The following is a 24920-nucleotide window of genomic DNA, read 5'->3' on the forward strand; positions in this document are numbered from 1 at the left end:
ACTACACGGTATAAACAATTTAGTTGGTTAAGATGTTGAATCTGCTTAGTTCATATCGAAAACAGAGCGTGTAAGATACGAACACCCAAGGAAGTATTAAGAATTTATGAAACTTCAAACTATAGCTTGTGCAGTAGCAATCGCGACTGGCGGTTTATTCTTCTCTCATACGATGAACGAAGCAAGAGCAGCAACCAATACTGCTGCTGTTTCTCAATCGATCCAGCCAACGCAAGAGCAAGCCTTGGTGGCTCGTCAACTGGCAACTTTAGTAGACCGCCAACATTATTTAAATATGCGTCTGGATGCGAACACATCTAACCGTATTCTTGATATGTACTTAGACAGTCTTGATCCGGACCACTCATTATTTTTAGACGCTGAAGTTCAAAACTATAAAAAGCTCTATGGTTCAAATTTTGGTGCTTCATTAAAAGCGGGGAATTTAACTGGGCCATTTGCTATTCACCAGCAATATCGTGAGCGCTTAAAACAGTTTTATGAGTTCATGCTTGCTGAGTTGAAGAAACCACAAAACTTAAAACAGCCAAATACTTTTATTGAAGTAGATCGCGAAAAAGCACCGTATTTTAAAACGTCAGCTGAGCAGCAAAATCACTGGCGTAAAATGCTGGTTTCTCAGTTAATCAATTTAACAATTAGCCGTGAAGAAGAGCAGGCGAAACAAAAGGCGTTAAAAGAAAACCCTTCACTTGCTGATGGTCAAGATTTAACAGGCCCAGAAGATTTAACGCCAGCTCAGACTTTGACTAAGCGTTATACGCGTCAGCTTGAAAGAATTAGTCGTGTGAAAAGCGACGATGTGTTGGATAAAACATTAAATGCAATGTTGGCAACTTATGATCCACACAGTAACTATTATCCGCCAATTGATGCGATAGAACTCAATCGCCAAACAACCTTACAGCTTGAAGGTATTGGGGTATCGATTCGCCCAGAACGTGGTAATGAAGATTACACCAAGATTGAAACTATTGTAGAAGGTGGTCCTGCAAGTAAGTCTGGTCAAGTGAAATCAGGAGACCGAATCGTTGGTGTCGCTCAAGAGGGCGGCAAAATGGTCGATGTTGTCGGCTGGTCGAGTTCGGAAATTGTTGGGTTGATTCGTGGTAAGCGTGGCACAAAAGTAACGTTGAAGCTTCTTGGTGCTGGTGCATCAATGAGTCAGGCACGCAATGTGACTTTGGTACGTGATGTCATTCAAGAAGAGGATGCCGGTGTTCGTTCACGTACAGTTGAAGTGACACGTGATGGTAAAAAGCATCTATTAGGTGTGATTGAAATTCCATCGTTCTATTTTGACTATCGTTCACGTCGTGCTGGTCAGCAATATCGCTCAGTTTCTGAAGATACTGCAAATGCGTTTGAGGCATTAAAAGCTAAAAAAGTAGAAGGTATTATTATTGACTTGCGTAATGACCCAGGTGGTTCATTAGAAGAAGTTGCACGTATGCTCGGACAAGTGATTAAGTCAGGTCCAGTTGTGCAAATTCGTGATGGCAATGGCAACGTAAGTGTGTTTGAAGACAATGATGGTGGTCAGCAAATCTATACAGGTCCACTCGCTGTATTGGTGAACTTGGCATCAGCATCTGCAAGTGAAATTTACTCTGCTGCAATTCAAGATTATGAGCGTGGCATTATCATTGGTAGTACAACCACAGGTAAAGGTACAGCTCAGGTCCAACTCGATACTTTGGCATATGGTCAAGCAACCTTAACTCAGCGTAAATTCTACCGTGTAACTGGTGGTAGTACACAAAACAAAGGTGTAGTGCCAGATATTAAGCTTGTTGATATCTATAACGAAGAGTTTGGTGAGCGTAAATCGAAAAATGCGTTGAAGTGGGATACGATTCCGACTGCACCATTTAAGCGTGAAGGTTCAGTGCAGCCATATGTAGCGAAGCTGTCTCAACTTTCGGAACAACGCGTTGCTGTTGATCCACAGTTTAAGTATTTAAATAAACGTACGGCAATTGCGAAGGTTACGAGTGACCAGAAACAAGTTGTGCTTGATATTGATAAGCGCCGTGCAGAGCTTTTGAGTTTAGAAAAGCAAACTTTAGATGCTGAAAATGAACGTCGTATAGCAACAGGTCAAAAACCTTTCCCTAACTGGGAAAGCTATCAGGCTTCTTTAGATGCTCTAGCTGAATCTCGTGCCAAAATGAAAGCTAATCAACGTCCTGCGTTGCCAGAAGAAGAAACGTTCGTAAATGAAGCTGCGAATGTATTGATGGATTATGCGAAATTGCAGAACCGTTAAGTTCTCTTGTCTGCTTTATGAAAAAGCACGCTATTCTCGGCGTGCTTTTTGAATTTTTATGTCAGTAAACTGTCATGCATTTATCATCAAAGTGTCAAGAAAGCTGCTTAATCTTTAAGCATGAAAATAAATATACTGATGGATGGCGCTATGCAAGGCTCATACGCGACAGCACTATTAAAACAACAGCAACTTCCTGAAAGCTTCCAATTCTATTTTAAACAAAAACAGCATTTGTCTAATACTCAGGAATTGCACCAACTTCACGAGTTGGTTCGTCCTCGTTTAAAAATTGCGATTGTGACAGAAACATGGCCGCCTGAAATTAATGGTGTAGCACTCTCTTTGTTGCAGCTATGCCAAGGTTTACAGAAACAAGGGCATAAAATTCTACTTGTTCGACCTGAGCAAAAAGCCAAATGTCATGATTTTTTGCCAGAACAAGAATGTCTGGTGATGTCACAAGCGATTCCAAAATATCCAACTTTGCAATTTGGCTGGCCCCAATATTTAAAAGTTTCAAAAGCTTTTGAAAAATTTGTGCCAGATGTCGTACATATTGTGACCGAAGGACCGTTAGGTTTAACAGCCATGCAAGCCGCAAAAGCCAAAAATATTCCGGTCTCTAGTGGCTTTCATTCGCCGTTTCAAGATTTTAGCAGGTTCTTCGATTTGGCCTTTTTGGTGAAGCCGATTCAAAAATACCTTTGCTGGTTCCATAACAATACTCAGGTGACCTGTGTTCCGAGCAAGGACACGGAAGAGGCTTTACGCGGTTTTGGAATTACATGCCCTCTAGTCGTTGTTGGGCGAGGAGTGGATACTACTCGTTTTTCACCAAAACATCGCTCAGAAAGCTTACGCCAGCAATGGGGCGTTGATTCCAATACACGTGTCATGTTGTATGTAGGTCGTTTATCACCGGAAAAAGAAGTCCAGCTGATCGTTGAGAGTTATGCAGCTATGCAAAACATTCAGCAACAGAAAACTAAACTGGTTGTGGTGGGAGATGGCCCGGATCTTGCTCGATTAAAAGCACTACCTGAGGCGAAAAATGTTATTTTTACGGGTAGTTTGCGCGGGCACGATTTGGCAGTCGCATATGCAAGTGCCGATGTCTTTGTATTTGCAAGCCAAGTTGAAACGTTTGGTAACGTAGTTTTGGAAGCAATGGCGAGCGGTTTGCCAGTTATCGCGTATGATTATGCATGTGCACACCAGTATTTAATACATGGCGTAAACGGTTGGTTAAGCCCACTTGGGCATAAGAACCATTTTATACAACAAATTTATCAGCTTCCTTCAATACAACAACTTAGAGAAATGGGCATACAAGCCTGTCATAAAGTACAGCAAAGCGGTTGGCAACTTCCGGTACAGCAATTAGAACAGGCATTTTATCAGGTAGTGAAGGAACCCTCGGCGGACTTCACCTAAGTATCCTAAAATAGGAGAACAACCATGAAATTTAAGAATGCAAAAATAAAAATACTCGATCTCGATTTACGAGGCTGCTTATATCTCAATAATTTCTCTCATTCACAGCGTGTGGCATTATTCTTCAAAATTATTAGCCGTGCTGGTGACGGACCTTTTTGGTACCTCATGTTGGCGATTGTATGGGGAATGCAGGGCATTACCTATAGCTTGCAAATTATCTATTTGCTACTTGGTGGTTCGGTTGGAACAGCAATTTATAAATTCTTAAAACATAAAACCACGCGTCCACGTCCTTACCAAGTACATCAGGTGATTGTTCTCGGTGAAAGACCACTCGATCACTTTAGTTTTCCATCAGGTCATACGTTACATGCTGTCATGGTGACAATTGTGTTGGGGTATATCCAACCTGTGTTGCTTGCAGCGATGTTGCCGTTCATGGTGCTTGTGGCATTGTCTCGTATGGTACTTGGACTTCACTATCCGAGTGATGTGATTGTGGGCGCACTTATTGGTGCAGCAGTAGCAAGTCTGATTATTTTTGTCGCGCCATTATTGAGCATTGCTTTATAACGAACAGTAATTTTTATCAGCTTAAGCTATCGATTAGGTTTGTGGATTTGCTAAAGTACACAGTTCTTGATTTAGCAGATTAAACAGATAGGAGCCGCTATGGGCTTACGTTGGACAGATACGATTGATATTGCCATTGAATTGTCAGAAGCACATCCAGAAGTTGATCCGCAATGGATTCGTTTTACCGATTTACATGCATGGGTTTGTGCGTTACCAGACTTCAGTGATGACCCAAATAAATCAACCGAAGGATTGCTAGAAGCCATCCAGATGGCTTGGTTGGATGAAGTTCGCTAAAAACAGTAGAAAAAATCGCAACTTTTACACATTCAAAGCTGATTATTGCCTATGACATCGGTATAATGCGGCAAATTTTTTAAAGTTTAAATCTTAAAATAAAGGAGCCACTCATGGCAATTGAACGTACTTTGTCTATCGTAAAGCCAGATGCTGTGTCTAAAAACCACATCGGTGAAATTTTTGCTCGTTTCGAAAAAGCGGGTTTAAAAATTGTTGCGACTAAAATGAAACACCTTTCTCAAGCTGATGCTGAAGGTTTCTATGCAGAGCACAAAGAACGCGGTTTCTTTGGTGACTTAGTTGCATTCATGACTTCTGGTCCAGTTGTTGTATCTGTTCTTGAAGGTGAAAACGCAGTTCTTGCTCACCGTGAAATCTTAGGTGCTACAAACCCTAAAGAAGCGGCTCCTGGTACTATCCGTGCTGATTTCGCTGTAAGCATCGATGAAAATGCTGCTCACGGTTCTGACTCAGTTGCTTCTGCAGAGCGTGAAATTGCTTACTTCTTTGCTGACAACGAGATCTGCCCACGCACTCGTTAATCGAAAGCATTCAAACCAGATAAGTGGTATACTACTTATCTGGTTTTTTTATTCTCTCAAGAGCATATTGTTTGATTCTTGAACAATATATTCTTTTTTTGACATGGTTTAGGTAAATACACATGAGTTCTGCAGTGGTCGTTTCATCTGAAAATCTTGATGGACAGCAGCAATCTTCGTCCACGCCAGCATCGCCTGCTGCCGAAAAAGTGAATTTACTCGGCATGTCACGTGCTGAATTAGAAAAATTCTTTGAAGATATTGGTGAGAAAAAGTTTCGTGCCGGTCAGGTTATGAAATGGATTCATCAATACTTTGTTACTGATTTTGCTGAAATGACCAATATTTCAGGTAAATTACGTGCAAAGCTTGAACAAATTTGTGAAATTAAAGCCCCTGAAGTGGTACACCGTCATTATTCAAAAGACGGAACACGTAAATGGGTGTTTCGCGTAGGTGAAGGTTCTGGCTCTTTAGTAGAAACTGTATTAATTCCTGCCGAAGATAAAACAGGTTCACGCAAAACTTTGTGTATTTCTTCACAAGTAGGTTGTGCATTGGACTGCTCATTTTGTTCAACAGGTAAGCAAGGTTTTCAGCGTGATTTAACCCCAGATGAAATTATTGGGCAACTTTGGATGGCAAACTATTCCTATATGGAAGAAGTGCCTGTTGCTGAGCGCGAGCGTTCAGTGACCAATGTCGTGATGATGGGTATGGGTGAGCCATTGCTCAACTACGATGCCGTATTAAGCTCAATGCACATTATGCTCGATGACTTTGCTTATGGTATGTCAAAACGACGTGTGACTTTGTCAACGTCAGGTGTTGTGCCAAAAATTGATCAACTTGCAAAAGATATTGATGTTGCTTTAGCAATTTCCCTACATGCGCCAAATGATGAATTGCGCAATGAACTTGTGCCTATTAATAAAAAATATCCATTGGCTCAGTTGATTGCGGCATGTCAGCGTTATATTGCAAAAGATGGTAATGAAAGCGCGCGTAAACATGTGACCATTGAATATGTCATGTTAGAAGGTGTGAACGACCAACCTGAACATGCACAGCAGTTGCTTAAATTACTTAAAAACTTACCAAGTAAAATTAACTTGATTCCATTTAATCCGTTCCCTCATGCGCCATATGGACGCTCAAGTCGAAATCGTATCATCTCTTTCCAAAAAACTTTGTCTGATGCAGGATTTGTGTGTACGATTCGTCAAACACGTGGCGATGATATTGATGCCGCATGTGGACAATTGGTCGGCCAAGTTGCTGACCGTACGCGTCGTGCTGAGCAGTGGCAAAAGAAAGTGGCTCAACGACAAGAGATTTTACGTACACAAGGATAATATTGAGGGCAGACTTTGAGTACTCCGAAGTTGAAGATCATGTTATGTATGGGGGTTGCTGTTGCACTTTTGACAAGTGGTTGTCAGACTTCGCAAACGGTTAAAAAGGACCCGGAAAAAGCAGTAAAAGTGCGTACGCAGCTTGCTGCCGAATACATTCGTTCTGGTGACTTGGATTCTGCAAAGCGTTCTCTTGACCAAGCGTTAAGTGTCGATAGTCGTGATGCAACGGCAAATATGATGATGGGTATTTTATTGCAACAAGAAGGCAGTAAACCCAATTTAGAAAAAGCAGAACATTACTTTAAGCGTGCAATTTCATCTGAACCAGACAATGCTCAGGCACGTAATAATTATGGTACGTATTTGTACCAAATGGAGCGTTATAATGATGCTATTGAGCAATTTCGTATTGCTGGTGCAACATTAGGCTATGATCAACGTTACCAGGCCTTAGAAAATCTGGGGCGAATTTATTTAAAACTAGGCGATATTGCGAGTGCTGAAAAAACATTCAAACAAGCACTTCTTGCTAACCGCGACTCTTACATTTCAATGTTAGAGTTAGCAGAAATTTTTTATTTGCAGCAGCAGATTCCGGCTGCTACACAAATGTATGAACAATATGTTCGTACAGTGGGGCAGAAAAATCAGGGTGCACGCGCACTTTGGATTGGTTTAAGAGTGGCTCGAGCCAATGCGGATAAAATGGGAATGCAAGTTTTAGTAAACCAGTTACGTGCTTTATTCCCGGAAAGTCCAGAATATCAACGTTATTTGCAATTACAGTATAGTACTGAGGCCGTATGGAAATAAATCCTAATTCACAGCAGCCAACTGGCTCAAGCTTACCGACTTCTGCTTTAGGAAATATTCAACGTCCTGGTGAGTATTTACGTCAAATTCGTGTTTCTCAGAAAAAAGAATTAGAGCAAGTATCTTCAGATTTAAATATGCCGCTGAAAACGCTCAATGCGTTAGAGCAAGACGACTATAAATCTTTGCCAGAAGCGACTTTTATCAAAGGCTATTATCGTTCTTATGCGAAGTATTTAAATACTGATGCAACTGCAATTATCCAGCGTTTTGATGAGATTTATGCAAACGATACTGGGCTTTTGCCAAATCATGCTTTAAACAACTCACCAATTAAAATCATGGGTAAATTACCGGGTTCTAATAGTGATCGTAACAAAAAATGGTTAAAGCGCGCACTGCTTGCAATTTTGATTATTGCTGTCGTGTCATTAATTGTGATGGGTGTCCAAAAATGGACCTCAAACAAAGGAGATGCTGAGCTGCCAAAAGCAAATCAGTCTAATGTTGAAGTTTTACCTATGAAAGGGAACACCTCTGCAACAGCGGGTGACCAATTGGTGTTAAACTTTAACCGTCCAACTTCTGTTCATATTGTAGATGCAACAGGGAAGGTTTTAGCGACGGGTCGTCAGGCATCGACTTTAACCTTAAATGGTGAGTCTCCATTCCAGATTCGTCTTGATGATGCAACGGCTGTGTCATTAAGTCTAAACCAAGAACAGATTTCATTGTCTCCATATACGGTAAACGGTAAAGCTGAATTCCGTTTATCCCGCTAATACCATGAGTTGAGCGATACAATGATAGAGAACCCAATTAAACGTCGACCAACACGTAAAATCCGTGTTGGTTCGGTCTATGTCGGTGGCGATGCACCTATTAGTGTGCAAAGTATGACAAATACCGAAACTTGCGATGTTGACGCAACTGTGGCTCAGATTGAGCGTTGTGTTGATGCAGGTGCAGATATTATGCGTGTTTCAGTGCCCTCTATGGAAGCTGCTGAAGCCTTTGGTGCAATCCGTAAGCGTGTTTCAGTTCCATTAGTTGCTGATATCCATTTTGACCATAGAATTGCTTTGGCAGTTGCGGATTATGGTGCGGACTGCTTGCGTATTAACCCGGGCAATATCGGTTCAGACCAGAAAGTTCGTGAAGTTGTGGCTGCGGCACGTCATCACGGTATTTCTATGCGTATTGGCGTCAATGCGGGTTCTCTAGAAAAAGATTTACAGAAAAAATATGGCGAGCCTACAGGGCAGGCACTTCTTGAGTCAGCTTTACGTCATATTGATATTTTAGACCGTCTTGACTTCCATGAGTTTAAAGTCAGCGTAAAAGCATCGAATGTGTTTTTAACCATGGATGCTTATCGTTTGCTTTCACAACAAATTGATAATCCATTGCACTTGGGTGTAACCGAGGCTGGTATTTACCGTACAGGTACTGTGAAATCAGCGATTGCTCTTGGTGGGTTATTAATGGAAGGCATTGGCGATACGATGCGTATTTCGCTTGCTGCTGAACCTGAAGATGAAATCAAGATCGGTTTTGATATCTTAAAATCGCTTGGCCTACGTTCTAACGGTATCAACTTTATTGCTTGTCCAAGTTGTTCTCGCCAAGAATTTAACGTGATTCAGGTGATGCAGGCTTTAGAAGAGCGTTTAGAAGATATCCGTACACCAATGGACGTTTCGGTTATTGGCTGTAAGGTAAATGGCCCAGGTGAAGCAAAAGAAGCAGATATCGGGGTCGTTGGGGCTGCGCCTCGTTCATTGGTTTATCGTAATGGTGAGAAAAGCCATTTAATTGATACCAATCAATTGGTTGATGAAATCGAAACTATGGTTCGTCAACGTGTTCAAGAGCTTGAAGAAGCTAAATCTAAAGAAATTATTCGTAGTTCATCATGAGTTCAATTGTCGCAATCAAAGGTTTTAATGACGTTTTACCAACGCAAACAGCAGCGTGGAGACGTCTCGAGCAGCATTTAGCATCTTTAATGGATGCTTATGGTTACCAACAAATTCGTTTGCCGATCGTTGAACAAACGGGACTGTTTAAACGTGCTATTGGTGATGCAACTGATATCGTAGAAAAAGAAATGTACACATTCTTCGATAAAGGAAACCCACCTGAGTCACTGACTTTACGTCCGGAAGGAACAGCGGGTTGTGTCCGTGCGTTGGTTGAACATAATTTGTTGCGTGGTGCTACGCCACGTGTGTGGTATATGGGGCCTATGTTCCGTTATGAAAAACCACAAAAAGGCCGTTACCGCCAATTCCACCAGTTTGGCGTGGAAACTTTTGGTGTAGCGACTCCTGATATTGAAGCTGAAGTTATCTTAATGACAGCTCGGTTATGGAAGCGTATGGGCGTTGCACATATGGTTCAACTTGAGCTGAATACTTTAGGTGAAAAAGAAGAGCGTACGGAATATCGTAATGCTTTGGTTGCGTTCTTGAATGAACATAAAGATGCTTTGGATGAAGATTCACAGCGCCGTTTAACAACAAACCCATTACGTATTTTAGATTCTAAAATTGAATCGACTCAGAAAATTCTGGAAAATGCGCCGAAGTTATATGACTTCTTAAAAGAAGACAGTTTAAGCCACTTCCAACAATTACAAGATTATTTGACTGCTGCAGGCATTAAATTTGTAATTAATCAAAAATTGGTACGTGGTCTAGATTATTACAATAAAACTGTTTTTGAATGGACAACAACTGCACTTGGTTCGCAAGGTACAGTGTGCGGAGGTGGACGTTATGATGGTCTGGTTGGCCAGTTAAAAGGAAAAGCAGATCAGTCTGTACCTGCCGTTGGTTTTGGCATGGGAATGGAGCGTTTATTGCTTCTAATTGAGCAAGTCGAACAAGCTGAAATTGTACGTGACTGTGAAGCTTTCTTGGTTGCAGAGCCTGCTTATCAATCTAAAGCATTAGTTTTGGCAGAACAATTACGTGACCAATTAGAAGCTGCGAATAGTAACATCCGCATTAAAACTGGTTCACAAGGCAGCATGAAGAGTCAGATGAAAAAAGCTGATCAGGCTGGGGCTGTTTACGCCATAATTTTGGGTGAACGTGAGTGGGAAGCACAGCAGCTTGCTGTAAAAGAGTTGGCAACAGCTGAGCAATCACAAGTTGCATTGGCTGAACTTGTACCATTCTTAATTGAAAAATTTACAAAATAAACTGAAACATCTGGAAAAGGACAATCACATGAGCTTAAGTGATGAAGAACAATTCGACAGCTTAAAGTCGTTCGCCAAAAAATATGGTTCTGCCATGATTAGCGGGATTCTCATTGCATTGATTGCCTTTTTCGGGTGGGAATATTGGCAAAAAAGAAACCTTGCAACGAGTCAGACAGAAACTGCAAAAGTACAGCAGTTAATGGATGAGGCGAATGCAACAGCCGATAATCCAAATGCTTTAGCTTCAATAACAGCTTCGGCAGATAAGATTGTAAAAGACGATATTGATTCAGTTCAGGCGATACAAACTCAATTTGTATTGGCAAAACTTGCATATGAAAAACAAGATTATGCTGCTGCTGAAAAAGCTTTGAAAAAAGTTGAGAATTCAAAAGTAAAAGATGAAGGACTGATTCAGGTTGTAAAATTGCGTTTAGCAGATGCACAATTGGCGCAAAACAAATATGATGAAGCTCTAAAAACCTTGTCTGGTGATGTCGATCCGGCATTTAAAGCAACAGTAGAAGAGTTACGTGGTGATATCTTTGTTGCTAAGAAAGATATTGATTCTGCTAAAAAAGCATATCAAGCTGCATGGGATTCGTTACTGGAACGTAAACAAGAGCGACAAATTTTACAAATTAAACTCGAAAGTGTTGGCGTTTTAGTTGAAGATCCACAGATTGAGCGCCCAATTTTGGAAACACAGGTGGAAGAGTCTTAATGAATCAGAAATTCAAACTGCCTTTGGCAATTGCAATCGCATCGGCTGTATTGGTCGGATGTTCTAGCAACAAAGTAAAAGAAGCAAAACCAAATCCACTACCGAAATTGACTGAGTCAAATAAGAGTTTGGTGCCCGTGTTTTCACGCAGTGTTTCTTCTACGAATAAGGCAGATCCATTACGTTTACAACTTGATGCTAGCGAAGGTGTTGTTTTTACCCTTGATCCTAAAGGTGAAGTTGCTGCATACCGTGGTAAACAACGTCTTTGGGAGAAAAAAGTTAGTAAATTGGGCTTAAGCTCTGGTGTTGAAGCAGCTGAAGGTATTGTTGTTGTTGGTAACAGTAAAGGTCAGTTATTTGCTTTAGATCAGGCAACGGGTGAACAAAAATGGACTGCACAATTATCCGGTGCTTTATTAAGTCCTTCTTTAGTTCAGTCTGGCCGCGTGATTACAATTGCAAATGACGGTACTGTATTTGCACATGATGTATCATCAGGACAACAAGTTTGGGCATATAAATTGCCAAATGTTCAGTTCAGTTTACGTGGTCAACCATCGCCAGTGAGTCTTGACCCTCGCACGGTTTTAATTGCTTCTGCAAATGCATATGTTTATGCAATTGATACGATTAGTGGTATTCCGCGCTTCCAACGCCGTGTTGCAGTAAGTGAAGGGCGTTCAGATATTCAGCGTTTAATTGACATTGATGGTGATCCGGTTGTTGCGGGTCAACTCATGGTAACGACTAGTTTCCAAGGGCAAGTAACTGTTACTGATCTTGCTTCTCAACGTGTGGTTTGGAGTGAAGATTCAAGTAGCACCAAGCGTCCAGAAGTTTATGATAATAAAGTGTTTGTTTCGTCAACTGACGGCAAGCTTACTGCTTATGACTTAACAACAGGCGAACAGCTTTGGCAAAATGATAGTCTCTTAAATCGTCATTTAAGTAATCCTGTCGTGTTGGGATCGGACCTTATTGTTGGTGATTTGGATGGTGTTTTACACTTAATCGACCCGACAACAGGTAAGTTGATTGGTCGTTCTAAAACAAGTGGTGAGGTCAATACATTACGTGTGATTGAGAATCAGCTCTATGTTTCGACCCGAAAAGGCGATTTAAGTATTTGGCAGAATCGTTAATTTTGTTCGCTTGTGCTAAAATAGCCGCTTAACAAATTACGCTGTTAAAAATATCGGGGTGTTTGAATTAAATCAGTTCAAAGCCCCGTCTTTTATTATGGTCATATCTGACCTTAAAATATATCTCCTGTACTGTTTCTAATGCTCATGCCATGAGATATGGCTGGTCTTGAATTAAGGTTATTGTATGAAACCCGTTATTGCGCTCATTGGTCGTCCGAATGTCGGAAAATCAACGTTATTTAACCAGATTACCAAGAGTCGTGATGCACTTGTAGCCGACTTCGCGGGTTTGACTCGTGACCGTAAATATGGTGATGCGACTTATCAAAATAAGTCTTTCATTGTTGTTGATACTGGCGGTATTGGTGAAAGTGAAGGCGGTATCGATAACTACATGGCCGAGCAGTCGAAAACAGCCATCAATGAAGCAGATATTATTATTTTTGTAGTTGATGCGCGTGCCGGATTGTTAGCTTCCGATGAGCAAATTGCCCGTGAATTACGTACTTTAGGCAAGAAAATTTATCTTGTTGCCAATAAGGTTGATGGTGTTCATGCTGAAGCTGCTTTGGTTGAGTTCTACAAGCTTGGTATGGGTGAACCATTACAAGTTGCAGCGAGCCATGGCCGTGGCGTACAACAAATGCTTGAGGATGTACTTCAAGATATTCCAGAAGATGAAAATCCTGAAGAGCATGATAAAGATACCGGATTGCGTCTAGCAATTATTGGTCGTCCGAACGTGGGTAAATCAACGTTAGTAAACCGCTTACTTGGTGAAGACCGTGTGGTAGCGTTTGACCAACCGGGTACAACTCGTGACTCTATTTATATTCCGTTCGAGCGTGAAGGTCGTAAATACACTTTAATTGATACAGCAGGTGTACGCCGTAAAGGTAAAGTTGATGAAATGATTGAGAAATTCTCAATTGTGAAGACTTTACAAGCGATGAAAGACGCACATGTGGTGGTGGTTGTAGTTGACGCCCGTGAAGGTATTGTTGAGCAAGACTTACATTTAATTGGCTATGCGCTGGAAGCTGGGCGTGCCATGGTCATTGCGATCAATAAATGGGACAACATGAGTGAATACGACCGCAAGCAGTGTAAGCTTGATGTTGAGCGCCGTTTTGACTTTATTCCTTGGGCTCGAATTCACCTTATTTCTGCTCTACATGGTACTGGGGTGGGTGAGTTATATCCATCAATTCACCGTGCTTATGAGTCTGCAAACTTAAAGGTATCTCCTGCGAAATTGACACAAATTTTGAATGATGCAACTGATCAGCATCAGCCGCCGACAGTTCAAGGTCGTCGTATTAAAATGCGTTATGCGCACATGGGTGGACAAAATCCACCGACTATCGTGATTCACGGTAACAAGGTGGATAAGACTCCTGCAGATTACCGCCGTTATTTAGAGAATGTGTTCCGTAAGGTTTATAAGCTTGAAGGTACACCAGTTAAAATTGAATTTAAGACTTCTGAAAACCCGTTTGAAGGTCGTAAGAGTCAGGTCGATGAACGTACAGCTGCACGTCGTCGTCGTTATATTCAGAAATTCAAAAAAGCAGAAAAGAAATTTAAACGTTAATCTGTTTTTAATTGAAAAAGTCCAAAGTCTTCTTTGGGCTTTTTTTTACAAAGAATTAAGGTGAAAAAAGATTTATGAAAAAGTGTGAGTGATAAACGTAATTTTTTGTAAATTTTATAACGAATGCTATAATCCGTTTTTTTATAAAATAATCTATATTCCGAAAGAATAATGCTGCTTAAGGTTCTTTTTTAGCATGGTAACACTACATCTTGCTCATTTAACGCTTACACATGCCCAACCTTCTTATGCGGCACTTGAGTGTATTCCAGCCATGCAAAGGAGACGTCTGTCACCTTTAGCTAAATTAGCATTAAATACTGCAATTAGTAGTTTAGATGGAAGAAGTGCAGACTATATTGTTTGGGTATCAAAATATGGTGATGAGGCAAAAACGTTAAATATCTTGCAAGACGTTTTAAATGATCAAACTCCATCGCCAACACAATTTTCAACGTCTGTTCATAATGCAATTTCGGGCCTCTACTCGATTTTATGTCAGGATGATACTCCCTCTACAAGCTTAAGCTGTTCATGGACTGAAGGTTTGATTGAGGCTTATGCACTTTTAAAGTCAATGCCTGAGATTAAGCGGGTCTTAGTCGTCGCCTATGATGAGCCATTACCTAATATTTATGCTGAGGCGATCAATTTTCCTGCCTATGCGATGGCTGCTGTCGTTACTCTAGAGCAACCTAATTTACAAATTACTGCGTGGACGCATACAGATGAAGCAGATGCTCCTGCTTTTGCTCATTTTTGGCAGGATGCTGACCAGTTAACATCTGCATTTGGGTGGAACAAATGCTAAATCTTAAAAATCTCAAGCAAAAAAGTAATTATTGCTGGCGTGTGGCTGCTACTGGCTTTAGCTTTGCCAGTTTTGGGCTAGGTGGTATAGCCATTGCCTCAGTGATTGCACCTGTACTCAATGCAACCACTTCTGATCCGCAAAAGCGACAGCAACGTGCGCAAAATGTGATTAAACATAGTTTCAAAGGCTTTACTGACATGATGGTCAAACTCGGCATCATGACTTATTCGGTAGAGGGGCTGGAAAAACTACAAAATAGTCGCCAAGAGCTGGTGATTGCCAATCATCCGACTTTGATTGATGTTGTAGTACTAATTGGTATGATGCAGCAGGCTAATTGTGTCGTGAAGCAGTCTCTTTGGTCGAACCCATTTACCAAAGGACCCGTACAAAGCGCAGGCTATATTTTAAATGCAGGTTCTCAGCAGTTTGTTGAAGACTGTGTAAAGCGTCTAAAAGAAAATAATGCGGCCTCTCTTTTAATTTTTCCGGAAGGAACGCGCACTGAAAAAGGGATGACCTTAAACGAGTTTCAGCGAGGCGCAGCCAATATTGCCATTCGTGCAAATGTACCAATTCGCCCAGTAATTATTACTTGTACACCATCAACTTTAACCAAGAATGAAAAATGGTACCACGTACCATCTCAACCATTTCATATTGAGGTCAAGGTATTAGATGCTGTGCAAGTATCAGATCTGTTAGATGATTTAACAGTAGGACCTAAACAAGTTCGTCAGTTAAGTCGTAGTTTTTATAAAATTTTTGATGAAGAGTTATCTTGAAATGAGCAATCTTGCTGATGAACTAAAGCAAATGATTATTGATGTTCTAGCACTAGAAGATATTACTATTGCCGATATTGATACAGAAGCTCCATTATTTGGAGAAGGTTTAGGATTAGACTCGATTGATGCACTTGAGTTGGGACTGGCTTTGAAAAAGCGTTACAACATTCATTTAAATGCAGAATCGGATGAAACTAAACAGCATTTTAAGTCAATCCAGAGCTTGGTTGCTTTAGTTGAAGCACAACAGAAGTCATAAGGAGCATGATGATGTTATCTCAAGAGCAAGTATTAACTAAACTCCGCGAATGGATGGAAGATTTGTTTGAAATTGAACCAGAGACTGTTCAACTCGATTCGAACCTTTATTCAGACCTTGATGTAGACAGTATTGATGCGGTTGATTTAGTTGTAAAAATTAAAGAGTTAACAGGTAAGCAAGTAAAACCTGAAGACTTTAAAAATGTGAGAACCGTACTTGATGTGGTGACGGTTATTCAGAACATGACTGCTGAATGAAGTTTATTCTTAAAGGGATAATGACGGCACTTTTTGTGCTGTATCCCTTTATTGTGGGCTGGAGTTTGAGTCACGGCCAATTTGTCTGGGTGAGTGCTTTACTCATCGGGTTGGGTGTGATCAGACTTTTTAGCAAAGGCAACTCGTTATTATGGCCATTAACGGGTTTTGCCATCGTTTGTGGTAGCCTGAGTTTGTTGTCACATGACCATGCTTGGCTAAAGCTGTATCCAGTGGGTATGAGTTTAGGTGCATTAATTATTTTTGCGCTGACGCTCATTAAGCCGCCGTCTATGATTGAGCGCTTTGCCCGACTCGTTGAACCTGATTTACCTGCTTCCGGTGTACAGTGGACCAGACAGGTCACCAAAGTTTGGTGTGTTTTCTTTTTTTGTAATGCATTGATTGCTTTAAGCACTGTGCTTTTTACCTCAACTCAGGTTTGGGTCATTTATAATGGCTTTATTTCTTATGTGCTGATGGGCATTTTGTTCCTTGGTGAATTTATTTTGCGTAAGCGACATCAGCGTTTACATTCTTCAAATCATTAATTAAAAACTATGTATTGCCATTTTCAGAAATTCATCGATTCAGCTCAGCCACTTTGTATAGACGGTACTCTAAACTCGACCAGTTTTAATCAATTTTGGCAAGATGTGGCATTACAAGCTGCTGCAATTGCTCAAATGGAAAATCTAACTTGGGCTTTATGGGAAGCAGATAGTTATGAATTTCTCGTTTTATTCTTTGCTGCCTTGTTAGCGAAAAAGCAAATACTTTTGCCACCCAATCGAGTGCGTGAATTAGAACAGGATTTTTCAGCACAGCAGATCTATTTTTTAAAGCGTCAAGAAATTGGAGAAGTTGTACCTTTATCTTTAACCTTAGATGATACTTTTTTAGAGCAGGCTCAACTCTATTTTTATACTTCGGGTTCAACTGGGGAACCTAAAAAAATTCCAAGAACACTTAGACAATTACTTAACGAAGTCCAAGGGTTGAGTCAGAGTTTTAGCTTTGATGAACATGCAACTGCGATTGCAACAGTTAGTCATCAACATATTTATGGATTACTGTTTAAATTACTACTACCACTTGCTAGAGGTCGAAGTTTTTATAATCCTCAAATGGCATTCCCTGAAGATGTGGTACAAGCCCAAAAACAATTAGAAACAATGGGGTTAAGCAATTATTTGATCTCAAGTCCTGCTTTATTAAAACGCTGGACAACCGATGTTGTTTTACAACACTGCCAGATGGTCTTTAGTTCTGGGGGCAAGCTAGAAAGTGATGTTCGTCCTTTACTAAATCGTCCGATTATTGAAGTTTTGGGAAGTTCGGAAACTGGTGGTATTGCCCATCGCGCTAAAGATGAAGATGCTTGGACTGCATTTAGTAATGTGGCTATTCGTATTGAAGACCAACAGCTTATGGTCAAGAGTAATCATGCCTATGAGAATGACTGGATTACCACAGGTGACGGTGCGGCATGGACAGATGCAACATGTCAGATCTTTAAGCTGCTGGGGCGTACAGATCGAATTGTAAAACTTGAAGAAAAGCGTTTAAGCCTAGATGCGATCGAGCAAAGCATTCAAGCTTTAGATGTCGTAAAGCAATGCCATGTATTGGTATTTGAACATGAGCAACGCCAAATGTTGGGTTGTATTGTTGTTCTAACAGAGCAAGCTCGTGAACAGTTACAGCAACAGGGTAAGTCGGCTTTTGTCAGCCATTTAAAACAACAGTTGAAAGACGGCTTGGAAACGATCGCGATTCCACGTCAGTGGCGGTTCTTAAGTCAGTTACCACAAAATACTCAGTCCAAACTCAATAAAAACTATTTGAAAACTCTATTTAAGCCTATGTTGCAACCCGTGGTGCTGTCACAGTCTCAAAATTCAGATGATCACATTTGGGAATTAGAATTTCCACCTGAGTTGGCTTGTTTTAAAGGGCATTTCCCAACACAACCCATTTATCCTGGGGTTGGGCAAATAGGCTTTTTACAACACTTTGCTAAATCAATTTGGTCTGATTTGAGCTGGTGTCAGGGATATGAGCAGTTAAAATTTCAAAACCTGATTCGTCCGTATGCCGTGGTACAACTCAAGCTTGCTCGAAAAGAGCATAAAGTGAGTTTTGAACTACGTGATTCAGAACATATTCTGGCTTCAGGGCGACTATTATTTGCCTTGCAAACAGAAGTAGAGGATTAAAAATGCAGTCCAATTACGGCTTTGTTGTTCCGGTTTATAATCATCCACATTATTTAGCAGATTTGATTTCTTATCTGGACAGTTTTCATCTACCGATTGTGTTGGTCAATGATGGCAGTGATGATGCTTGTAGCCAAATTTTAAAAGCATTGGCAGAGCAATATTCTCAAATTCACTTAATTGAACATGAGGTGAATAAGGGTAAGGGGCAAGCCGTAATGACTGGTTTACGTGCAGCCTATGAGCTTGGTTTAAGCCATGCATTACAACTCGATTCGGATGGTCAACACTGCTGGGATGACATTCCAAAATTTATTGAGCAGTCTCACCAGCATCCCGATGCAATGGTAATTGGTCAGCCATATTTTGATGCCTCTATTCCTAAAAAGCGCTTATATGGCCGTTACATTACCCATTTTTGGGTCTGGTTAAACAGTTTGTCTTTTGAAATTAAAGACAGCATGTGCGGGTTTCGCGTGTATCCGCTTGAGAGCACGATAAAGGTTTTAAATAGTGCTAAATTTCAGCCACGTATGGGTTTTGATAGTGAAATTTTAGTACGTTTAAAATGGGAAAATACGCCTTTTATTAATGTACCAACACCTGTGGTTTATCCAGAGCAAGGAATTTCTCATTTTCATGCTTGGCGAGATAACTTAGGGCTAAGCAAAGCGCATGCAACTTTGTTTATGGGCATGCTGATTCGCTTGCCGAAGCTATTAAAACAAAAGCTGCAAGGTTGACTATGACAGATTCAGCTTCACCAAAATGGAATGACATTAAAGAGCGAGGAGGGATGCTACCTCTCATGCTGATGTTATGGTTTTACCGTTTTGGTGGACGTTGGTTATGCAAGTTGGTGATGTACTTCGTCATTATGTGGTACTGGTTATTTGCTACCACAGCAAGACAGGCTTCCTTACTTTATTTACAAAAACTGCATCATTTTGCTGGATCGAAGTCGCCGTTTAACTACCAACCAAATTGGTCAAATAGCTATGCGCATTTCATGCAATTTGGCGAATGTATTTTAGATAAGATTGAGGGCTGGCTAGGTAATATTCCCGAACAGGAACTGCAAGTTTTTGGACATGAAAACTTCTCTCAGCATTATCAAAAAGGTGCTCTGATTATTGTCTCTCACTTTGGCAATATTGAGTTGCTTCGAGCTATTAAGTCAGAGCATCCGCAGAAAATTAATGTGCTGGTTTACCAAAAGCACGCGACAAAATTTAATGAGTTTTTGAAAAAAATAAATGATAAGGCAGATGTTTGCCTTTTATCAGTTGATGAGCTAGGTATTGAAACTGCCATGCTGTTGCAAGACAAAATGCAGCAAGGTGAGTGGGTCATTGTGGCGGCAGACCGAGTGCCTGTGCAGTCAGATCGTGTACAGCATGTTGATTTTTTAGGGGAGTCAGCAGCTTTCCCACAAGGTGCATGGATTTTAGCAAATTTACTCAAAGTGCCTGTTATTGCTGTGTTTTGCTATCGGGTGCAGCAGCAGTTTCAAGTGCATATTCATTCAATTGCCGAGCAGATAAATTTACCTCGTGCTAACCGTATTGAAAGTATGCAAACCATCACTAAAACATACGTTGCCGTACTAGAACAGCATTGTCTGCGTGCCCCTTATCAATGGTTTAATTTTTATAATTTTTGGACGAAATAACATGCGTGTGTTAACCGTAGGTGAACAGCCACTGAGTATTGAAGATGTCGTTTCTGTAGCCAGAGGCGAATGTCAGGTTGCTTTACCAGAAACGTCTGAATGGCGTGAACTGATTCAAAAAGGCGCTGATTTTCTCGATCAGCTCCTTGAAGAGGAAGGGGTTATCTACGGTGTGACTACGGGTTATGGCGACTCATGTTTAGTTGAAGTGCCATTGCATCAGGTTAATGAATTACCGCTGCATCTTTCACGTTTTCATGGTTGTGGTTTAGGTGAAAATTTAGATGTCATCACTGCACGTGCAGTAGTTGTGACGCGTTTATGTTCGTTAGCTCGCGGCTATTCAGGCGTGTCGATCGCTTTGCTGGAACGCTTAGTTTGGTTGCTGAATGAAAATGTAATTCCAGTTATTCCATCTGAAGGTTCAGTCGGGGCAAGTGGGGATTTAACGCCGTTGTCCTATATTGCGGGAACTTTAGTTGGTGAGCGTGATGTCTATATCGATGGACAAATTGTTCCAGTTGCTCAGGTGTATGCTGAAAAAAATATGCTGCCTTTAACGCTTAGACCTAAAGAAGGTTTGGCGCTCATGAACGGCACAGCGGTGATGACGGCAATTGCTTGTCTAAACTATAAAAAAGCAGAGCAAATTGCACTTGCAAGTACTTTAATTACTGCTCTAAATGTATTGGCTTTGGAAGGTAATCCTAGTCATTTTGATGAAGTCCTGTTTGCACAGAAGCCCCATCCGGGACAGCAACACATTGCCAAGCAATTACGTGACTGGCTGAATAGTGAAGTACAAACAGCACATCAAAGCCCACGTTTGCAAGACCGTTATTCGCTTCGTTGTGCACCGCATATTATTGGTGTGTTTGAAGACTCAAAAGTATGGTTACGTCAGTTCATTGAAAATGAGTTGAACTCAAGTAATGACAATCCATTGATTGATCCTGTAGGGATGCGTGTATTGCATGGCGGTCATTTTTACGGTGGGCACATTGCACAAGCAATGGATAGCTTGAAAATTATGATCGCTAATATTGCTGACTTGATGGACAGACAAATTGCACAGTTGGTTGACCACAAAATGAATCATGGTTTGCCACGTAATTTAACAGGTGCGACAGCTGAACGTTTACCACTGAATCATGGTTTTAAAGCGGTACAAATTGGGGTGTCGGCGTGGACGGCTGAAGCCTTGAAAAATACTTTGGCAGCTTCAATTTTTTCACGTTCAACCGAATGCCATAACCAAGACAAAGTCAGCATGGGTACCATTGCTGCGCGTGATGCGAGCCGTGTGATTACCCTGACACAGCAAGTCATTGCAGCACTTTGCTGCGCGAGTGTGCAGGCGATTCATTTAAAAGGTTTAACCACACAGTTAAGTCCAACATTGCAAACGTTTATGCAATGGACCTTACAAAGCTTTGCATTTGTCGAAGAAGACCGACCATTACAAACCGAATTACAACAGATTGTTAATCGTTTAGACCAACTTGAATTGTTTAATCAACCAGAATTTATGGGATAAGGTGAGCCAATGCATGCAGATGTAATCATTGAAATTCCATTTCATGATGTCGATACCATGAATGTGGTTTGGCATGGACACTATTTAAAATATTTTGAGATTGCGCGCTGTAAATTGCTCGATCAATTTCATTACAACTATATGCAGATGAAAGAATCAGGCTATGCATGGCCTGTGATTGAAAGCCATGTTCGCTATGCATACGGTATTGAGTTTGAACAAAAGATTCGGGTTCGGGCCATTTTAAAAGAATGGGAAAACCGTTTGAAAATTGATTATTTGATTTTTGATGCTGAGTCAGGGAAACGTTTAACCAAGGGTTATACCACACAGGTGGCGGTGAATATTGAAGCTCGTGAAATGTGTTTTCAATCGCCACAGGTTTTGTTTGATCGCTTGAATGCATGGTCTGAGTTTCAACCGAAGAGGAATGCGTGATGTCTAAATTCATCAAAACTTTAGGTTTAGGTGCTGCTGTTTGGATGAGCAGTTTAAGTGCGGTCTATGCAGCGCCAACACAGATCATTCAAATTTTTCAGCAATTATCACAGTCTCCTACGGTTCGTGCTGATTTCGAACAGCAAAAAAAATTGCCATCGTTGAATAAAACTTTTGTATCGAACGGCTCTTTGTTGTTCTCAAAATCTTATGGTGTAGCGTGGCAAATCAAGCGACCTGTGCAAGCAGATTTGATTGTTACCCCAACCAAATTGGTACAGAAAACTCAGCGTACATTTAGCCAGATACAAGTTGATCAATCGCCATATAGTTCGGTCGCGACTTTATTCTTACAGCTCATGTCTGGTAATGAACAGGCTTTGGCAAAGAATTTTAATGTGGTAAGTGCGAATTATAGTCCAGCGGGTTGGAGCATGAGCTTAACTCCGAAAAGTAGCTTGTTTAAAAAGTTATTTGTGCGTGTTGATGCTCAAGGTCAACAGTACGTTAACCAAATCGTGATTACCGAGAAAGCGAATAATTTAACGACCATTCGCTTTAGTCACCAGACTTCTCAACCGACGACTCTAACGGCTGCTGAGCATGCGATTTTCCAACTGGCAAAATAAGTTCACCGCGCTTTGGTTAATTGCTCTGCTATTGGTTGCTGTGGGGCTTGGCGTGACGTGGCTGAATAAAGATATTCATATTCAAACTAATATTTTTGCGTTATTGCCTAAAGTTCAGCAGGACCCAGAACTTGCACGTACTCAGCAGTACATGAATGAGCAACTCAACAATAAAGTATTTGTGGTGGTAGATGCCAAAGATGAGGCTGCGATACAACAAGCGACGCATTTTTTAAAAGCTCAAGCTAAGCAAAGTGCACTATGGCAGCCACTCAAACCACAGCTTGATTTTGATCAATTTGCAAAACAGTTGTATCAACATAGAGCAGGGTTGTTGAGTACTCAAGATCAAGCCTTATTGCAAAAAAAGGACTATGCTGCGCTGACTGAACAAAGTCTGATGCAGATGATGAGTCCAGGCATGCCTGTCACTGCTGAGTCACTTAAGCAAGACCCGTTACTGTTGTTCCCTCGTTATGCCATGCAGTTGGCAACCCCGTCGCAACAAGATATTGAAATGGAGCAGGGCTTTGCCACAATTCATCATGAACAAGGCATTTCTCGGCTTTTCGTATTACAGTTGACGCAAAGTCCATACAATATTGATTACCAAGAACAGACCTCTACTTGGATTGAACAAACTAAGCAAAAACTAGCGGCAATGGGATTAAAATCTCATTGGACTGGAACTATTTTATTTTCAAATTTTGGTACGCAATCGGCCAAACAGGAAATCTCAACCATTGGTGTTGGCTCGACACTGGGCTTAATTTTTCTGGTTTGGTTCGGCTTTCGCTCATTGCGACCTTTGGCGACCGAGTTTATTGCAGTTTCGACTGGAAGCTTTGTGGCGTTTGCAGTCACACATTGGGTGTTTGGTGAAATTCACCTGATGACATTAGTGTTCGGTGCAAGTCTGATTGGTGTTTGTGTTGATTTTTCATTTTATTTTATGGCGATGCAATCGCAGCACAGAAAGCTTGGCGGTTTTCAAATTTTAAAACCGCTATTACCAAGTTTGTTTATGGGTTTAATGACCACATTAGTTGCATACATCTTTTTGAGTTTTACCCCATTTCCAGGATTTAAGCAGATTGCGGTCTTTTCAATTGTAGGATTAACTGCGGCGTGGATCAGTAGTGTACTGCTATTACCAAGATTACCAGCACTCAATGCTCAGCCTGCTATACAAGCACTATCGTGGATTGGACAAGCACGGTTATGGTTTCAGCAACGAACCAAAGTTCGTTCTGGCTTGATTGCAATCATTTTAGCAGTCGGTACGTCGAGTCTTTTCTATCTTAAAAGTAACGATGATATTCGTAACTTACAAGGTATGGACGCGAGTTTAAAGTTGCAGGACCAAGCGGTTCGTGAGCAATTTGGCCAGCAACAAAGTAGTGATTATTTTGTGGTGCGTGCAGCATCGGCAAATGAAATGCAGCAACAAGAGCAGCAACTGATAGGGCAATTACAACAGTTGCAAACAAACGGAAAAATCAGTGCATTTCAAGCTTTAGGTCAATGGGTTCCACCATTGGCAGAGCAGCAAAATAATCTACAACTATTAAGAAATATTCCAAAAGCGACTTTGCAGCAATATGCACAAAGTATGGGCCTAAATGTCACTGATGTTTTACAGTGGCAACAGCAACTAGCGGCACAACCGTTATTAGATTTTTCAGTATTTAAAGATCACCCTTTAGCTTTTTTACAACCTCAAGCCAATGAGCGATTAGTTATGGTGACAGGGGTGAAACAACCTGACGCGTTAAAGCAACTTCAGAATGAGCATATACATTTCCAGCAACCGATTACTGCAATGTCACAAATGTTTGCTGAACATCGAGTGCAGGCTCAACATCTTCTGATTTATGCCTTAATTGGTCTGGCAGTTGGTTTAGCGCTTATTTATGGATTAAGTTCGATTGTACCTTTGGTCTTGCCAGTCAGCTTGGCTTTACTAAGCACTTTTGCTGTTCAGGCATGGTTAGGTGTCGAGATTAACCTGTTTAGTATTATGGCGACTTTTCTGATTATTGGGATTGGTGTCGACTATGCAATTTTCTACCGACATGGACATGATCACCCTCAAGTAGTTGGAATGGCATTATTTTTATGTATGATGTCGACCTTACTTGGCTTTGGATTACTTTCATTTAGCCATACTTATGCAATTCATTGTTTTGGTTTAACGGTTTTATTCGGGGTTATTTTCTCGTTTATCTATGCGACTTTGTTAACCCCCGCAGATGAAAAACATATCGTGAATTTACAAGACCATTCATAATTTGAATAAATTAAAAAG

25 protein-coding genes are annotated in these 24920 nt (G+C 40.9%); all 25 read left to right on the plus strand.

Translation table 11 applies throughout. The annotated features are described in order from the left end of the window. The first annotated feature begins 106 nt into the window (after window positions 1–106). Complete coding sequence (locus EG365_RS10790) at window positions 107–2290, plus strand: carboxy terminal-processing peptidase (protein WP_000776304.1); 2184 nt, start codon at window positions 107–109, stop codon at window positions 2288–2290. Between the two features lie 138 nt (window positions 2291–2428). Continuing rightward, complete coding sequence (locus EG365_RS10795; protein ID WP_000348500.1) at window positions 2429–3727, plus strand: glycosyltransferase family 4 protein; 1299 nt, start codon at window positions 2429–2431, stop codon at window positions 3725–3727. A gap of 24 nt (window positions 3728–3751) precedes the next feature. After that, window positions 3752–4303 carry a phosphatase PAP2 family protein gene (locus EG365_RS10800; RefSeq protein WP_000669567.1) on the plus strand — a complete coding sequence of 184 codons (552 nt, stop codon included), beginning with the start codon at window positions 3752–3754 and terminating at the stop codon, window positions 4301–4303. Between the two features lie 99 nt (window positions 4304–4402). Further along, window positions 4403–4603 carry a Fe-S cluster assembly protein IscX gene (iscX, locus tag EG365_RS10805; RefSeq protein ID WP_000524329.1) on the plus strand — a complete coding sequence of 67 codons (201 nt, stop codon included), beginning with the start codon at window positions 4403–4405 and terminating at the stop codon, window positions 4601–4603. Window positions 4604–4716: 113 nt separating this feature from the next. After that, window positions 4717–5148 carry a nucleoside-diphosphate kinase gene (ndk, locus tag EG365_RS10810; protein WP_000963851.1) on the plus strand — a complete coding sequence of 144 codons (432 nt, stop codon included), beginning with the start codon at window positions 4717–4719 and terminating at the stop codon, window positions 5146–5148. Window positions 5149–5270: 122 nt separating this feature from the next. Then, window positions 5271–6503: a 23S rRNA (adenine(2503)-C(2))-methyltransferase RlmN gene (rlmN, locus tag EG365_RS10815; protein WP_000093084.1), complete on the plus strand. Its 1233-nt coding sequence runs from the start codon at window positions 5271–5273 to the stop codon at window positions 6501–6503. 15 nt (window positions 6504–6518) lie between these two features. Further along, window positions 6519–7319, plus strand: coding sequence for a type IV pilus biogenesis/stability protein PilW (pilW, locus tag EG365_RS10820; RefSeq protein WP_002027454.1), 801 nt, complete (start codon window positions 6519–6521; stop codon window positions 7317–7319). Beyond that, entirely contained in the window at window positions 7310–8101 is a 792-nt protein-coding gene (locus EG365_RS10825; RefSeq protein ID WP_000405164.1) for a helix-turn-helix domain-containing protein, read from the plus strand. The genes pilW and EG365_RS10825 overlap by 10 nt, the downstream gene beginning before the upstream one ends. Window positions 8102–8122: 21 nt before the next feature. Then, window positions 8123–9238, plus strand: coding sequence for a flavodoxin-dependent (E)-4-hydroxy-3-methylbut-2-enyl-diphosphate synthase (gene ispG, locus EG365_RS10830; RefSeq protein WP_000572095.1), 1116 nt, complete (start codon window positions 8123–8125; stop codon window positions 9236–9238). Further along, complete coding sequence (hisS, locus tag EG365_RS10835; protein WP_000095264.1) at window positions 9235–10527, plus strand: histidine--tRNA ligase; 1293 nt, start codon at window positions 9235–9237, stop codon at window positions 10525–10527. The genes ispG and hisS overlap by 4 nt, the downstream gene beginning before the upstream one ends. Window positions 10528–10555: 28 nt before the next feature. After that, a complete protein-coding gene (locus EG365_RS10840) occupies window positions 10556–11254 on the plus strand; it encodes a YfgM family protein (protein ID WP_000058788.1) in 699 nt (232 codons plus the stop codon). After that, window positions 11254–12399, plus strand: coding sequence for an outer membrane protein assembly factor BamB (gene bamB / locus EG365_RS10845; protein ID WP_001072119.1), 1146 nt, complete (start codon window positions 11254–11256; stop codon window positions 12397–12399). The genes EG365_RS10840 and bamB overlap by 1 nt, the downstream gene beginning before the upstream one ends. 187 nt (window positions 12400–12586) lie before the next feature. Continuing rightward, window positions 12587–13996 (plus strand): ribosome biogenesis GTPase Der, encoded by a 1410-nt coding sequence (gene der, locus EG365_RS10850; RefSeq protein ID WP_000805592.1) that lies wholly within the window; start codon window positions 12587–12589, stop codon window positions 13994–13996. A 196-nt stretch (window positions 13997–14192) separates the two neighbouring features. Beyond that, complete coding sequence (locus tag EG365_RS10855) at window positions 14193–14807, plus strand: beta-ketoacyl synthase chain length factor (RefSeq protein ID WP_000258012.1); 615 nt, start codon at window positions 14193–14195, stop codon at window positions 14805–14807. Beyond that, complete coding sequence (locus EG365_RS10860) at window positions 14792–15595, plus strand: lysophospholipid acyltransferase family protein (RefSeq protein ID WP_002000541.1); 804 nt, start codon at window positions 14792–14794, stop codon at window positions 15593–15595. The genes EG365_RS10855 and EG365_RS10860 overlap by 16 nt, the downstream gene beginning before the upstream one ends. A gap of 1 nt (window position 15596) precedes the next feature. Continuing rightward, complete coding sequence (locus EG365_RS10865; RefSeq protein ID WP_000067033.1) at window positions 15597–15857, plus strand: phosphopantetheine-binding protein; 261 nt, start codon at window positions 15597–15599, stop codon at window positions 15855–15857. 5 nt (window positions 15858–15862) lie between these two features. Further along, a complete protein-coding gene (locus tag EG365_RS10870; protein WP_001987856.1) occupies window positions 15863–16117 on the plus strand; it encodes an acyl carrier protein in 255 nt (84 codons plus the stop codon). Continuing rightward, the gene (locus EG365_RS10875; RefSeq protein WP_000668777.1) at window positions 16114–16668 is read left to right on the plus strand and encodes a septation protein IspZ; all 555 of its coding nucleotides are present in this window, start codon (window positions 16114–16116) and stop codon (window positions 16666–16668) included. Before EG365_RS10870 ends, EG365_RS10875 begins: the two co-directional genes overlap by 4 nt. A 9-nt stretch (window positions 16669–16677) precedes the next feature. Beyond that, complete coding sequence (locus EG365_RS10880; protein WP_000271578.1) at window positions 16678–18336, plus strand: AMP-binding protein; 1659 nt, start codon at window positions 16678–16680, stop codon at window positions 18334–18336. A 2-nt stretch (window positions 18337–18338) separates the two neighbouring features. Further along, window positions 18339–19079 carry a glycosyltransferase family 2 protein gene (locus EG365_RS10885; RefSeq protein ID WP_001191645.1) on the plus strand — a complete coding sequence of 247 codons (741 nt, stop codon included), beginning with the start codon at window positions 18339–18341 and terminating at the stop codon, window positions 19077–19079. 2 nt (window positions 19080–19081) lie between these two features. Beyond that, complete coding sequence (locus tag EG365_RS10890; RefSeq protein ID WP_000132215.1) at window positions 19082–20008, plus strand: acyltransferase; 927 nt, start codon at window positions 19082–19084, stop codon at window positions 20006–20008. A 1-nt stretch (window position 20009) separates the two neighbouring features. After that, the gene (locus tag EG365_RS10895; protein WP_001265376.1) at window positions 20010–21545 is read left to right on the plus strand and encodes an HAL/PAL/TAL family ammonia-lyase; all 1536 of its coding nucleotides are present in this window, start codon (window positions 20010–20012) and stop codon (window positions 21543–21545) included. Between the two features lie 9 nt (window positions 21546–21554). Continuing rightward, window positions 21555–21983, plus strand: coding sequence for an acyl-CoA thioesterase (locus EG365_RS10900; RefSeq protein WP_000542808.1), 429 nt, complete (start codon window positions 21555–21557; stop codon window positions 21981–21983). Then, complete coding sequence (locus EG365_RS10905) at window positions 21983–22612, plus strand: LolA family protein (RefSeq protein WP_000032762.1); 630 nt, start codon at window positions 21983–21985, stop codon at window positions 22610–22612. Before EG365_RS10900 ends, EG365_RS10905 begins: the two co-directional genes overlap by 1 nt. Then, complete coding sequence (locus tag EG365_RS10910; RefSeq protein ID WP_001212574.1) at window positions 22587–24902, plus strand: MMPL family transporter; 2316 nt, start codon at window positions 22587–22589, stop codon at window positions 24900–24902. Before EG365_RS10905 ends, EG365_RS10910 begins: the two co-directional genes overlap by 26 nt. The last annotated feature ends 18 nt before the right edge of the window (window positions 24903–24920 follow it).

The sequence above is a fragment of the Acinetobacter sp. FDAARGOS_494 genome (assembly GCF_003812225.1).
GTDB lineage: Bacteria > Pseudomonadota > Gammaproteobacteria > Pseudomonadales > Moraxellaceae > Acinetobacter > Acinetobacter baumannii.

Coding starts and splice junctions, on each gene's coding strand:
- EG365_RS10855 (WP_000258012.1), top strand. CDS start 14,193: ATGGTAACACTACATCTTGCTCATTTAACGCTTACACATGCCCAACCT.
- EG365_RS10840 (WP_000058788.1), top strand. CDS start 10,556: ATGAGCTTAAGTGATGAAGAACAATTCGACAGCTTAAAGTCGTTCGCC.
- EG365_RS10885 (WP_001191645.1), top strand. CDS start 18,339: ATGCAGTCCAATTACGGCTTTGTTGTTCCGGTTTATAATCATCCACAT.
- EG365_RS10795 (WP_000348500.1), top strand. CDS start 2,429: ATGGATGGCGCTATGCAAGGCTCATACGCGACAGCACTATTAAAACAA.
- ndk (WP_000963851.1), top strand. CDS start 4,717: ATGGCAATTGAACGTACTTTGTCTATCGTAAAGCCAGATGCTGTGTCT.
- EG365_RS10790 (WP_000776304.1), top strand. CDS start 107: ATGAAACTTCAAACTATAGCTTGTGCAGTAGCAATCGCGACTGGCGGT.
- EG365_RS10880 (WP_000271578.1), top strand. CDS start 16,678: ATGTATTGCCATTTTCAGAAATTCATCGATTCAGCTCAGCCACTTTGT.
- rlmN (WP_000093084.1), top strand. CDS start 5,271: ATGAGTTCTGCAGTGGTCGTTTCATCTGAAAATCTTGATGGACAGCAG.
- EG365_RS10870 (WP_001987856.1), top strand. CDS start 15,863: ATGATGATGTTATCTCAAGAGCAAGTATTAACTAAACTCCGCGAATGG.
- ispG (WP_000572095.1), top strand. CDS start 8,123: ATGATAGAGAACCCAATTAAACGTCGACCAACACGTAAAATCCGTGTT.
- EG365_RS10865 (WP_000067033.1), top strand. CDS start 15,597: ATGAGCAATCTTGCTGATGAACTAAAGCAAATGATTATTGATGTTCTA.
- EG365_RS10910 (WP_001212574.1), top strand. CDS start 22,587: ATGCGATTTTCCAACTGGCAAAATAAGTTCACCGCGCTTTGGTTAATT.
- der (WP_000805592.1), top strand. CDS start 12,587: ATGAAACCCGTTATTGCGCTCATTGGTCGTCCGAATGTCGGAAAATCA.
- EG365_RS10800 (WP_000669567.1), top strand. CDS start 3,752: ATGAAATTTAAGAATGCAAAAATAAAAATACTCGATCTCGATTTACGA.
- hisS (WP_000095264.1), top strand. CDS start 9,235: ATGAGTTCAATTGTCGCAATCAAAGGTTTTAATGACGTTTTACCAACG.
- EG365_RS10905 (WP_000032762.1), top strand. CDS start 21,983: ATGTCTAAATTCATCAAAACTTTAGGTTTAGGTGCTGCTGTTTGGATG.
- EG365_RS10890 (WP_000132215.1), top strand. CDS start 19,082: ATGACAGATTCAGCTTCACCAAAATGGAATGACATTAAAGAGCGAGGA.
- iscX (WP_000524329.1), top strand. CDS start 4,403: ATGGGCTTACGTTGGACAGATACGATTGATATTGCCATTGAATTGTCA.
- EG365_RS10875 (WP_000668777.1), top strand. CDS start 16,114: ATGAAGTTTATTCTTAAAGGGATAATGACGGCACTTTTTGTGCTGTAT.
- EG365_RS10895 (WP_001265376.1), top strand. CDS start 20,010: ATGCGTGTGTTAACCGTAGGTGAACAGCCACTGAGTATTGAAGATGTC.
- bamB (WP_001072119.1), top strand. CDS start 11,254: ATGAATCAGAAATTCAAACTGCCTTTGGCAATTGCAATCGCATCGGCT.
- EG365_RS10900 (WP_000542808.1), top strand. CDS start 21,555: ATGCATGCAGATGTAATCATTGAAATTCCATTTCATGATGTCGATACC.
- EG365_RS10825 (WP_000405164.1), top strand. CDS start 7,310: ATGGAAATAAATCCTAATTCACAGCAGCCAACTGGCTCAAGCTTACCG.